At 70.2% G+C, this 12,298-nt stretch carries 10 protein-coding genes and 1 pseudogene; 8 read left to right on the forward strand and 3 right to left on the reverse strand.

Annotation, left to right across the window (positions count from 1 at the left end; translation table 11 throughout):
• The 8 genes and pseudogenes from D588_RS0120915 to lpxH form a co-directional block, all read left to right on the forward strand.
• Window positions 1–627: pseudogene (locus tag D588_RS0120915) on the forward strand (M48 family peptidase); the annotation flags it as partial.
• Window positions 628–710: 83 nt separating this feature from the next.
• Window positions 711–1,400: a phosphate regulon transcriptional regulator PhoB gene (gene phoB, locus D588_RS0120920; RefSeq protein WP_017907838.1), complete on the forward strand. Its 690-nt coding sequence runs from the start codon at window positions 711–713 to the stop codon at window positions 1,398–1,400.
• Window positions 1,401–1,464: 64 nt separating this feature from the next.
• Window positions 1,465–2,790: a phosphate regulon sensor histidine kinase PhoR gene (gene phoR / locus D588_RS0120925; RefSeq protein ID WP_017917390.1), complete on the forward strand. Its 1,326-nt coding sequence runs from the start codon at window positions 1,465–1,467 to the stop codon at window positions 2,788–2,790.
• Between the two features lie 11 nt (window positions 2,791–2,801).
• Window positions 2,802–4,901, forward strand: coding sequence for a polyphosphate kinase 1 (gene ppk1 / locus D588_RS0120930; protein WP_017907840.1), 2,100 nt, complete (start codon window positions 2,802–2,804; stop codon window positions 4,899–4,901).
• A 55-nt stretch (window positions 4,902–4,956) separates the two neighbouring features.
• Window positions 4,957–6,483, forward strand: a complete 1,527-nt coding sequence (gene ppx, locus D588_RS0120935; RefSeq protein WP_017907841.1) for an exopolyphosphatase — start codon at window positions 4,957–4,959, stop codon at window positions 6,481–6,483.
• A 214-nt stretch (window positions 6,484–6,697) separates the two neighbouring features.
• Complete coding sequence (locus tag D588_RS0120940) at window positions 6,698–7,831, forward strand: glycosyltransferase family 1 protein (protein ID WP_017907842.1); 1,134 nt, start codon at window positions 6,698–6,700, stop codon at window positions 7,829–7,831.
• The gene (locus D588_RS0120945; protein WP_017907843.1) at window positions 7,815–8,339 is read left to right on the forward strand and encodes a phosphatase PAP2 family protein; all 525 of its coding nucleotides are present in this window, start codon (window positions 7,815–7,817) and stop codon (window positions 8,337–8,339) included. Before D588_RS0120940 ends, D588_RS0120945 begins: the two co-directional genes overlap by 17 nt.
• 100 nt (window positions 8,340–8,439) lie before the next feature.
• Window positions 8,440–9,177, forward strand: coding sequence for a UDP-2,3-diacylglucosamine diphosphatase (lpxH, locus tag D588_RS0120950; protein ID WP_017917391.1), 738 nt, complete (start codon window positions 8,440–8,442; stop codon window positions 9,175–9,177).
• 317 nt (window positions 9,178–9,494) lie between these two features.
• Here the strand turns inward: lpxH and D588_RS0120955 are convergent, their stop codons facing one another.
• The 3 genes from D588_RS0120955 to D588_RS0120965 form a co-directional block, all read right to left on the reverse strand.
• Window positions 9,495–9,992 carry a hypothetical protein gene (locus D588_RS0120955; RefSeq protein WP_017917392.1) on the reverse strand — a complete coding sequence of 166 codons (498 nt, stop codon included), beginning with the start codon at window positions 9,990–9,992 and terminating at the stop codon, window positions 9,495–9,497.
• A 141-nt stretch (window positions 9,993–10,133) separates the two neighbouring features.
• Entirely contained in the window at window positions 10,134–11,378 is a 1,245-nt protein-coding gene (locus D588_RS0120960; protein ID WP_010341104.1) for a zinc-dependent metalloprotease, read from the reverse strand.
• A gap of 230 nt (window positions 11,379–11,608) precedes the next feature.
• A partial coding sequence (locus D588_RS0120965) for a ferritin-like domain-containing protein (protein WP_017917393.1) occupies window positions 11,609–12,298 on the reverse strand: 690 nt, incomplete at its 5' end.

Consider the following 12,298-nt stretch of genomic DNA (forward strand, 5'->3'; position numbering starts at 1 on the left):
GCGATCCGCGAGTACGAAGGCCTGCGCCAGGGCAGCAAACAGGGCCTGAGCGATGCCCAGCGCTATGGCCTGGCACTGGCCCGGCTGCGTGCCGGCGGCAGTGCGCAGGAGGTCGCGCAGACGCTGGAAAGCCTGCTGCAGGCGCACCCGGACAACTGGTGGCTGACCGTGGCGGTGGCCGAGGCCGAGGCCAAGGCCGGCCGCAACCAGGCCGCCGACCAGCGCTTCGAGGCGCTGGTCAAGCGCATGCCCAGCAACCGGGCAGTGGCGCTGAGCTACGCGACCGCCCTCAACGAACAGGGCGGCCGCCAGGCCGGCCAGCGCGCCCAGGCGGTGCTGCGGCCGCTGCTCGGGGCGGCCGCGGAGGACCCGGTGTTCCAGCGCACCTTCGCCCGTGCCTGCGAACTGGCCGGCGACGACACCCGGGCCGGCGAGGCGTATGCCGAGGCGGCGTACCTGAACGGGCATCCGGAGCAGGCCCTGATCCAGCTGAGCAACCTGAAGAAGCGCAGCGACCTGGACTACGTGGCGCGCGCGCGCATCGACGCCCGCATCGCCGCGATCACCCCGACGGTGCTGGAACTGCGCCGCCAGGGCGTACAGGACCCTGACATGCAACGGCGCTGAAACGCGCCCGTGGCAGGCGTCACTCAAACGTAATAAAACCGTAGTCTACTGGCGACCTTCCTCCCCAGTTCCACGGTGCCGTTGTGCAGAAACGCATCCTGATCGTCGACGACGAGCCGGCCATCCGCGACATGGTCGCGTTCGCCCTGCGCAAGGGCGACTTCGAGCCGGTGCACGCCGGCGATGCCCGCGAAGCGCAGACCTCGATCGCCGACCGGGTCCCGGACCTGATCCTGCTGGACTGGATGCTGCCCGGCACCAGCGGCCTGGAACTGGCCCGGCGCTGGCGCAAGGATGCGATGACCCGCGAAGTGCCGATCATCATGCTCACCGCCCGCGGCGAGGAGAACGACCGCGTCGGCGGCCTGGAGGCCGGCGTCGACGACTACGTGGTCAAGCCGTTCTCGGCACGCGAGCTGCTGGCGCGGATCCGCGCAGTGATGCGCCGCACCCGCGAGGACGACGAGGACGGCAGCGTCTCGGTCGGCAGCCTGCGCATCGACGGCGCCGCGCACCGGGTGTTCGCCGGCGAGGCGCCGGTGCCGATCGGCCCGACCGAGTACCGCCTGCTGCACTTCTTCATGACCCACCCCGAGCGCGTCTACAGCCGCGCGCAGTTGCTCGATCACGTCTGGGGCGGCAGCGTCTACGTGGAAGAGCGCACCATCGACGTGCACATCCGCCGCCTGCGCAAGACGCTGGAGCCGTTCTCGGTGGAAAACATGGTGCAGACCGTCCGCGGTTCCGGCTATCGCTTCTCTGCGTCCATCTGACCGCCGCCTTCGCCTGCTATAACGGCGGACGGATCACGATCCTTTGCGACAGAGTGCGTTCCCGATGCCCCGCCACATCCGCTCCGCCTGGTTGAAGACCCTCGGCACGCTCGCCGGCCTGCTGTTGCTGGCGTTGCTGATCGGCTGGATCGGCGGCCATGTGTGGATGGCGCTGACCCTGATGTCGCTGGGGGTGATGGGCTGGCACTACTGGCGGCTGCGGCGGGTGCTGCGGCGGCTGACCGCGCGCCAGCGCTGGGAGCCGCCGGCCGGCACCGGCGTGTGGAACGAACTGGACCGGCTGCTGTACCGCAGCCAGGCGGAAATGCGCGTGCGCAAGCGGCGCCTGCTGGACATGCTGCGCGCCTACCGCGCCGCCGCCGCGGCGCTGCCGGACGCGGTGGTGGTGGTGGACCGCAACAGCCAGCGCATCCAGTGGTTCAACGAAGCGGCAGGCACCCTGCTCGGCCTGCGCCACCCCAGCGACCTCGGCGCGCCGGTGGTGGAGCGGCTGCAGCCGATGCCGCTGGCGCACTGGCTCAGCGGCGGCCGCAACGCCGAGCCGATGCTGGACATGCCCTCCCCGGTCGACGACCGCCTGCGCCTGAACCTGCGCCTGATTCCCTATTCCGACGACCACTGGCTGCTGGTCGCGCGCGACGTCAGCAAGCTGCTGCAACTGGAGCAGGTGCGCCGCGATTTCGTCGCCAACGTCTCGCACGAGTTGCGCACGCCGCTGACCGTGGTCCACGGCTACCTGGACATGCTCGACCCGGAGGACTTTCCGGATTCGGGGCCGATGATCGCCGAGATGCGCAAGCAGTCGCAACGCATGACCCAGCTGGTCGAGGATCTGCTGACCCTGTCGCGGCTGGAATCGCAGGAACACGCCAACGAGGAGTCGATCGCGATGGCGCCGATGCTGGCCACGCTGCGCCGCGAGGCCGAGGCGCACAGCCAGGGCCGGCACCGCATCGAGGTCCACGACGAAGCCGATTGCGACCTGGTCGGCTCCAACAAGGAACTGCACAGCGCCTTCTCCAACCTGGTCACCAACGCGGTGCGCTATACCGCGGCCGGCGGCACCATCCGCATCACCTTCGCCCGCGAGGGCGATGGCGCGGTGCTGGCGGTGCGCGACAGCGGCTACGGCATTCCCGCGCATCACCTGCCGCGGATCACCGAGCGCTTCTACCGCGTCTCCAGCAGCCGCTCGCGCGAGAGCGGCGGCACCGGCCTGGGCCTGTCGATCGTCAAGCACGTCCTCGGCCTGCACCAGGCGCGGCTGGAGATCGAGAGCGAAGTCGGCAAGGGCAGCACCTTCTCCTGCCACTTCGGCGCCGGGCGCGTGCATCCGCGGCACGACCATGCCACCCTGACCTCCGCCTAACGAGAGACACCATGCCCCGCCGCGCCCCTGCCCTGCCGCCCACGCCGCCCCCGGACATTCCCAGCGACCCGCTGCGCGACCCCGCGCTGTACATCAACCGCGAGCTGTCGCAACTGGACTTCAATTTCCGGGTGCTGGCGCAGGCGCAGGATCCGCAGGTGCCGTTGCTGGAGCGGCTGCGTTTCCTGTGCATCTCCTGCACCAACCTCGACGAGTTCTTCGAGATCCGCGCCGCCACCGTGCGCCACGCGCAGGAATTCGGGCTGCCGCCGGCACCGGACGGGATGAGCCCCAATGCCATCCTCACCTCGATCCACGACCGCGCCGCGCAACTGGTCGACCAGCAGTACCGCTGCTGGAACGAGGTGCTGCGCCCGGCGCTGAAGGACGCCGGCATCGGCGTGCTCGGCCGGCATTCCTGGAACGCGCGGCAGAAGCGCTGGCTGCGCGCCTACTTCCGCAACGAGATCATGCCGGTGCTGTCGCCGCTGGGCCTGGACCCGGCGCACCCGTTCCCGAAGATCCTCAACAAGTCGCTGAACATCGTGGTGGTACTCAAGGGCACCGACGCGTTCGGCCGCGTCGGCCACCTGGCGATCGTGCGCGCGCCGCGCTCGCTGCCGCGCATCATCCAGTTGCCGGAAAGCCTGGCCGAGGGCGGCCAGAGCTTCGTGTTCCTGTCCTCGGTGCTGTCCACCTTCGTCGACGAGCTGTTCCCGGGCATGGAGGTGATGGGCTCCTACCAGTTCCGCGTCACCCGCAACTCGGAACTGGTGGTGGACGAGGAGGAAGTGGAGAACCTGGCGCTGGCGCTGCGCGACGAACTGGTCAACCGCGGCTACCGGCCGGCGGTGCGGCTGGAGATCGCCGAGGACTGCCCGAAATCGATCGTGCGCACCCTGCTGCAGAACTTCGAACTGCCGGAAAACGCGGTCTACCGGATCAACGGCCCGGTCAACCTGAGCCGGGTCAACCAGGTTTACGACCTGGTGCAGCGCCCGGACCTGAAGTATCCGGCGATGAATCCGCGCACCCTGCGCGACAGCGAAGGCATCTTCGAGATCGCCGCCGCCGGCGACGTGCTGCTGCACCACCCGTTCGACGCCTTCACCGCGGTGCTGGACCTGATCAAGCAGGCCGCGATCGACCCCAACGTGCTGGCGATCAAGCAGACCCTGTACCGCACCGGCAAGGATTCGGCGATCGTCGATGCGCTGGTGCTGGCCGCGCGCAACGGCAAGGACGTCACCGTGGTGGTGGAACTGCGCGCGCGCTTCGACGAAGAGGCCAACCTGGGCCTGGCCGACCGCCTGCAGGAAGCCGGCGTGCAGGTGGTGTACGGCGTGGTCGGCTACAAGACCCACGCCAAGATGCTGCTGATCGTGCGCCGCGAGGGCCGCAAGCTGCGCCGCTACGTGCACCTGGGCACCGGCAACTACCACAGCGGCACCGCGCGCGCCTACACCGACCTGAGCCTGATCACCGCCGACGTGGACATCGGCAACGACGTGCACCTGCTGTTCCAGCAGTTGTCCGGGCTGGCGCCGAAGATCCGCCTCAAGCGCCTGCTGCAATCGCCCTTCACCCTGCACCCGGGCGTGCTGCACCGGATCGAGCGCGAGACCAAGCTGGCGCATGCCGGCCGCCCGGGCCGCATCATCGCCAAGATGAACGCGCTCAACGAGCCGCAGGTGATCCGCGCGCTGTACGCGGCCTCGCAGGCCGGGGTCAAGATCGACCTGATCGTGCGCGGCGCCTGCACCCTGCGCCCGGGCGTGCCGGGCGTCTCCGACAACATCCGGGTGCGCTCGATCGTCGGCCGCTTCCTCGAGCACAGCCGGGTCTACTGGTTTGGCAACGACGGTGCGCCGGAACTGTTCTGCGCCAGCGCCGACTGGCTGGAACGCAACCTGCTGCGGCGCGTGGAGACCGGCTTCCCGATCCTGGATCCGGACCTGGTCAAGCGCATCCACCGCGAGGTGCTGCAGAACTACCTGGCCGACAATCTCAACGCCTGGGAACTGGACGCCGACGGCAACTACCGCAAGCTGGCCCCGGGCCAGGACCAGCCGCCGCATTCGGCGCAGCTGGCCCTGCTCGACGGGCTCTGAGCACACCGCGGCGCAGCGCCAACGGCGCGCGCCGCGCATCGGCTACCATTCCGCCATGCCTGCCACCTCCCCCACTCATCCGCCGCTGCGCGACGGCGACCTGCTGGCCGCCATCGACCTGGGTTCCAACAGCTTCCACATGGTCATCGCCCGCTACCAGCTCGGGCAGTTGCGGGTGGTGGACCGCCTGCGCGAGACCGTGCGCATGGCCGACGGCCTGGACAACAAGGGCGGACTGTCCACCGAGGCGCGACAGCGCGCGCTGGAATGCCTGGCGCGCTTCGGCCAGCGCCTCCGCGACCTGCCCTCGCTGCGGGTGCGCGCGCTGGCCACCAACACCGTGCGCCAGCTGCGCTCGCCGCAGACCTTCCTGATTCCCGGCGAAACCGCGCTCGGCCATCCGATCGAAGTGGTCAGCGGCCGCGAGGAAGCGCGCCTGATCTACCTCGGCGTGGCCCATGCGCAGCCGCCCAAGCCGGACGAACGCCGCCTGGTGATAGACATCGGCGGCGGCTCCACCGAATTCATCATCGGCAGCGGCTTCCAGACCCTGGAACGCGAGAGCCTGCAGGCCGGCTGCATCGCCAGCACGCGGCGCTTCTTCCCGGGCGGCAAGCTGTCCAAGAAGAAGTGGAAGGACGCGCTGACCGAGATCGGCGCCGAGTTCCAGCAGTTCGCCGGGCAGTACCGTGCGCTGGGCTGGCACGAGGCGCTGGGCTCGTCGGGCACGCACAAGGCGATCGGCGAGATCTGCGCGGCGATGAAGCTGACCAAGGGCGCGATCACCGCCGAGGCGCTGCCGCAGTTGCGCGACCGCCTGCTGCTGGCCAAGCGCATCGAGGACATCGACCTGCCCGGCCTGTCCGCCGACCGCCGGCCGATCATCGCCGGCGGCGTGCTGGTGCTGGAGGCGGCATTCCAGGCCCTGGGCCTGCAACGGCTGATGGTGAGCAAGGCGGCCATGCGCGAAGGCATCCTCTACGACATGCTCGGCCGCGGCGGCGAGAACGATCCGCGCGAAACCGCGATCGCCGCGCTGACCCAGCGCTACGGCATCGACGAAGCGCAGGCCGCGCGCGTGGAGCACACCGCGATGGCGCTGTTCGAGCAGGTCGCCGGCGACTGGGCGCTGGATGCCGACGACGCGCGCATGCTCGGCTGGGCCGCGCGCCTGCACGAACTCGGCCAGGCCATCGCGCACAGCCAGTACCACGTGCACGGCGCCTACGTGCTGGAGCACTCGGACATCGCCGGCTTCTCGCGGCAGGAGCAGCAGGTGTTGGCCACGCTGGTGCGCACGCACCGCCGCAACGTGTCCAAGACCGCGTTCGACGCGCTGCCCGACCGCCTGCTGCTCAGCGCCAAGCGCAAGGCCGCGCTGCTGCGCCTGGCGGTGCTGCTGCACCGCGCGCACGAGGCCGACCCGATCCCGGCGCTGGAACTGAAGGCCGACGGCGCCAACCTGCACCTGATCCTGTCGCAGCCGTGGATCGAGTCGCGGCCGTTGCAGCGTGCCGACCTGATCGGCGAGGTCGAGGGCATGGCCGGGTTGGGGATCAATTTCCGTCCATTTGTGGCTTGAAAGCCGGGATTGGGGAATCGGGAATGGGGATTGGGTGGTTTGCTTGAGCTGAAGCGACACGGGTAAGGCCTCGCTCGCCTGCAGGCCATTGCACCTGGTCGCCTGATGATGCAAGCGCACCTAAACGCCCGGCGTGGGCGTCATCGTTCCTACATGCGCTGGACATGTTCGCTTCACTGCATTGCGCGAGGCTTTGTCAAACCGGAGCCCCCGCATGCGCTACGCGATCGTCACCGAGACGTATCCCCCTGAGGTCAACGGCGTCGCGCTGACCGTGCAGGGGCTGGAACTGGGGCTGCGCGCGCGCGGCCATACGGTCGACGTGGTGCGTCCGCGCCAGGCCGGCGACGCCGACCCGGCGGATCTGCGGCTGGTGCGCGGTGCCGCGCTGCCGCGCTACCCCGGATTGAAATTCGGCCTGCCCGCGCCGCGGCGCCTGACCAAGCTGTGGCAGGCGGCGCCGCCGGATGCGGTGTACATCGCCACCGAAGGCCCGCTGGGCTGGTCGGCGCTGCGCAGCGCGCGGCGCCTGGGCATTCCGATCGCCACCGGCTTCCACACCCGCTTCGACGAGTACCTGCCGCAGTACGGCGCGGCCTGGCTGCAGTCGACCGCGCTGCGCTGGATGCGGCGCTTCCACAACCAGGCCCAGGCGACCCTGGTGCCGACCCGCGAACTGCGCGACTTCCTCGCCACCCAGGGTTTCGAGCGGGTGCGCCTGCTGGCGCGCGCGGTGGACAGCAAGCAGTTCGAGCCGCAGCGCCGCGATCCGCAGTTGCGCGCACAGTGGGGCCTGCAGGACGACGACTGCGCGGTGCTCTACGTGGGCCGCATCGCCTCGGAGAAGAACCTGCCGCTGGCGGTGCGCGCGTTCCGCCAGTTGCAGCAGCAGCGTCCGCGGGCGCGCTTCGTCTGGGTCGGCGACGGCCCGCTGCGCGAGCGCCTGGCGCAGGAGAATCCCGACTTCATTTTCTGCGGCATCCAGCGCGGCGACGCGCTGGCGCGGCATTTCGCCAGCGGCGACCTGTTCCTGTTCCCCAGCCGCAGCGAGACCTTCGGCAACGTGACCCTGGAAGCGATGGCCAGTGGCGTCGCCACCGTCGCCTTCGACTACGGCGCGGCACGCGAATACCTGCGCGACGGCATCAATGGTGCGGCGGTGGCCGACGACGAGGCCTTCATCGCCGCCGCGCTGCGCCTGGGCAGCGACGACGCGCTGCGCCAGCGCCTCGGCGAGGCGGCCTGCGCGTCGATGCAGCAACTGCGCCCGGAGCGCGTGGTGGCCGATTTCGATGCCCTGCTCAACCAACTGGCGGACACCCGGAGGACGCATGTCGACGCGGCTTGAGATCCTGCGCGGGCACGAGACCCGCTGGTGCCGGCGCGCCAACCACTGGTGCCGGCGGCGTTCGGTGCGACGCTTCTTCGCGGTGATCAGCCGCCTCGGCGACGGCGTGTTCTGGTACGCGCTGATGACCCTGCTGGTGCTGTGCGACGGCATGGACGGCGTGTTCGCCTCCGCGCACATGGCCGCCACCGGCGTGGTCGCGCTGAGCCTGTACAAGGGTCTGAAGCGCTGGACCCGCCGCCCGCGTCCGTACGCCGCCGATATGCGCATCCGCGCCTGGGTGGCGCCGCTGGACGAGTTCAGCTTCCCCTCCGGCCACACCCTGCACGCGGTGTCCTTCGGCATCGTCGCCCTGGCCTACTACCCCTGGCTGGCGCCATTGCTTGTGCCCTTCATCGCCTGCGTGGCGCTGTCGCGGGTGGTGCTGGGCCTGCACTACCCCAGCGACGTGCTCGCCGCCACCGGCATCGGCACGTTGTTGGCGGGCGTGTCGTTGTGGTTGGTATGAGGCTGGGAATGGGGAGTCGGGAATAGGGAATAGGAACGGCGAGGGCTTTTGCCATTCCCGATTCCCGTTTCTCCATTCCCGGCGGTACTACAATGGCCGAATGACCACGCTGTTCATCTCCGACCTGCATCTGGACCCGGCACGGCCGGCGATCACCGCGCTGTTTCTCGACTTCCTGCGCGGGCAGGCGCGGCAGGCCGAGGCGTTGTACATCCTCGGCGACCTGTTCGAGGCCTGGATCGGCGACGACACGCCGTCCGAGGCGGCCGATGCGGTGGCGGTGGAGCTGCACGCGCTGCACGAGGCCGGGGTGCCGGTGTTCTTCATGCACGGCAACCGCGACTTCCTGCTCGGCGCCGACTACGCGCGGCGTGCCGGCCTGCGCCTGCTGCCCGATCCCTGCGTGATCGATCTGTACGGCGAGCCGACCCTGCTGCTGCACGGCGACCTGCTGTGCACCGACGACACCGCCTACCAGGCGTTCCGCGCGCAGACCCGCGACCCGGCCTTCCAGCAGCAGTTCCTGGCGCAGCCGCTGGCCGCGCGCATCGCCTACGCGCAGCAGGCGCGCGCCGCCAGCCAGGCGCGCCAGGCCGAGTTGAAACAGGACGACAGCGCGCAGTTCGAAACCGTCACCGACGTGGCCCCGGCCGAAGTCGCCGCCACCTTCGCCCGCTACGGCGTGGCGCGGATGATCCATGGCCACACCCACCGGCCGGCGGTGCATGCGCTGGACGTGGAGGGCCGTGCCTGCACCCGCATCGTGCTCGGCGACTGGTACGAACAGGGTTCGGTGCTGCGCGTGGACGCGCAGGGCTGCCAACTGCAACAGCTCTAGCGCCGGCGTCCGGCACGGCCGCGGGCAGCCCGGCGATGCGCACCCGGCACTTCGCGGCAACGCATTTCCCTGCGACCGCGGCGCGGCTGCAGAACGGCGCCGAATAGCGCTTCGGCCCCGGATTCCGCAGGGCCGCCGATGACGGCATCCCAGTGCACCGGGTCGTCTCCGCCCACCTCATGGCAGTCCGGAATCAGGCCTGACAATCCGGGCCGCGACGTCGACACCGCCCACATCCGGGCCACCGTCCTCCACCCGCGTTTCCTGGCCGCGCAGCGCCGCGACCACGCGCGCGGCGCGGTGCGAAAATCCGCCTGTCAGGGCAAGCCGCCACCGGCTTGCTGCTGCCGCCATTGCGCGTATTCGACGAAGTCGCCGTCGACCACGTCGTACCACTGGATCGCACCGGAGCGCTCGACACGGAAGCGGTCGCGGACCGGCTCGGTCTGCGGGTCGCCCGGGCAGCCGTCGCCGTGCTTCTCGCGTACGGCGATCTCGATCGCCGCCGGCGCGGCGGCCTCGGGTGCGGCCGCTGCAGACGCTGCCGGGGAGGCGGCGCCCTCGCCGTCCTCGACAACGTAGCCCAGGCACTGCAGATCGGGATAGGCATGATCGGCCGACAGGCGCGCCTGCAACACGTCCATCGCGCGGTTCCCGTCGAAGGTGTCGGCCGGTGCGGCCGGCGGGGTCGCCCGCGGCGCGTCGGTCTTGGCGGTCGGCGACGGCGTATCGGTCTGCCGATCGGGGGCGGGGCCGCAGCCCGCGCTCAGCATCGCCAGCAGCAGCGCGGCCGGCAGTCGCATGCGCTTGAACATCGTCGATCCCAGGAAGTCGGTCGGCACCGGCCGCGCCGGTACCGCTTCCCAGCATAGCCGAAGCGGACGCCGCCGCGCCCGCTCCTGCCGTCTTCGCCGCACGTGGCGCAGGCAGGCGGCCTGCGCCACGCGCGGGCCGGCTCAGCGGAACCCGGCCACCGTCGCCTTGGTGTTGACCAGCACGCGCTGGTTGTCGGCGGTGCTGGCATTGCCCATCGGCACGCCGTTGTAGGACACGTTCGGGTTGGACCAGTAGTTCAGCCGCGGGCAGCTGCTGGTGCAGTTGTAGGCCATGATCGTGCGCCAGCTGTTGCCGTAGCGATAGCCGTGGCCATAGGCGTACGGCGAGGTGCTGGAGTCGGTGGCCACGTCGTGGCGCGCGCTCTGCAGGTGGCCGATCTCGTGGGCGAAGCTGTAGTAGCCGGTGGCGCAATCCCAGTACACCGCCGCGAACGCGGTGGCGGCGGTGGAACCGATGCCCGAGGCGAGGCCGCAATAGGCGGAGTTGTCGATGATCAGCACGCCGACGTCGGCCGCGGTGTTGTTGCGCGAGGTATGGATGCTGTCCATGTAGCCGTCGCTGGTGCCGCGGAAGCGGGTCAGGTCGGTGTTGAAATCGCCGGACTCGGTGTAGTTGGTGGTCTCGTAGCCGGCCAGCTGCATGGTGATGCCGACGTTGCTGTTGGTGTAGCCCTGGTTGGACTCGGCCACCGCCAACTGCACCAGCGACTGCATGTTGCCGCCGTAGCTGGTCACCGCCTTGTTGGTCGCCACCACCAGCACACGGATGGTCGCGGGCGAACCCGACGAGGCACCGGCGGCGGTCACGCGTTCGTCGATCACCGACTGCGGCATCTGCACGGTCGGCAGCAGCGCGTAGTCGGCCGGATGCTCGGCCGGCATGCGCCGTTCGTCGACCTCCACCAGCACATGGCCGCCACCGGCGATCGGACGCAGGTGGAACAGCGTGCCGTTGCTGCGGATGCTGCCGGTGATGGTGTCGCCGCTGCGCACCAGAATCGCCGAGTTCAGCGGATCCAGGCCGGACAGCGCACGGGTCCGCGCCACCGCGGCATTGCCGAGATTGCCGTACCAGATGCTGTTGCCGCCTTCCAATTGCTCGGTCTTCAACTGCGTGGCGGTGATGCGCTGGCCCAGCAGGTCCAGCTCGAGTTGCTTCTGTCCGGCGGTGACCGCGGCGGCGTTCACGCCGACCCGCTGCACCGCGCCGGTGGCGGGATTGGCCAGCAGGCGGCTCAGCGCCGGCTCGCCGGCGATGGACTTGGAGACGTACTGGCTGCTCTGGAACAGGGGCGTTCCGGCTGCGGAGGCGGAACCGGCGACACACAGGGCAAGCATCGCGGTAAGGCTGCACATCGACTTCATGTCGGACTCCTGGGTGGTGAGTAGGGACGAACGTCGCCCCGCGCGCGGCCGGAGACGGGGGAGGCCGCGCGGGGGAGTTCGATTAGCCGCTCAGCAACCGTTCAGCGCAAGCAACAAATGCAGCGGGGTCTCCGCTCGGAGATAGGCGTCACAGAACGCACGCAAGGGCGTTCATGCCGCCGCCTGCGCGTTGACGCGACCCGGGCGCCATGCCGCAGGAGGACGCCGCCTCAGCCGGCCTGCTGCTGCAGCGCCAGCAATTCGTCCTCGTCGAACCCGGCCAGCAGGCGCGCCTGCAGGTTGAACGGGCCGTGCAGGTAGCCGCCGGCGTACTCGCGCAGCAAGGCGGCGAAGCGGGCGCGCGGCTCGATCCCGGCCTGCGCGCAGTACCAGCGATACCAGCGCGAGCCGGCGGCCACGTGCGCCACTTCCTCGCGCAGGATGATCTCCAGGATGTCGGCGGTGGCGTCGTCGCCGAGCGCGCGCAGCTTGGCGATCATGCCCGGGGTCACGTCCAGGCCGCGCGCCTCCAGCACGCGCGGCACCAGCGCCATCCGCGCCAGGCCGTCGTGGGCGGTCTTCTCGCACATCTCCCACAGGCCGTTGTGCGCGGCGAAATCGCCGTAGGCATGGCCCAGCGCGCGCAGGCGGTCGCGCAGCAGCACGAAATGGCGCGATTCGTCGTCCGCCACCGCCACCCAGTCGGCGTAGAACGCCGGCGGCAGGCCGCGGAAGCGATAGACCGCGTCCCAGGCCAGGTCGATGGCGTTGAGTTCGATGTGGGCGATGGCGTGGATGAACGCCGCACGGCCCTCGGCACTGCCGAGGCCGCGCCGCGGCAGCTCGCGCGGATGCACCAGCAGCGGTCGCGGTGGCCGCCCCGGCATGCGGATCGGCTCGGGCGCCGGCGCCGCGGCCGA

This window comes from Xanthomonas sp. SHU 308, assembly GCF_000364645.1.
In the GTDB taxonomy this organism is placed as follows: Bacteria; Pseudomonadota; Gammaproteobacteria; order Xanthomonadales; family Xanthomonadaceae; genus Xanthomonas_A; species Xanthomonas_A sontii.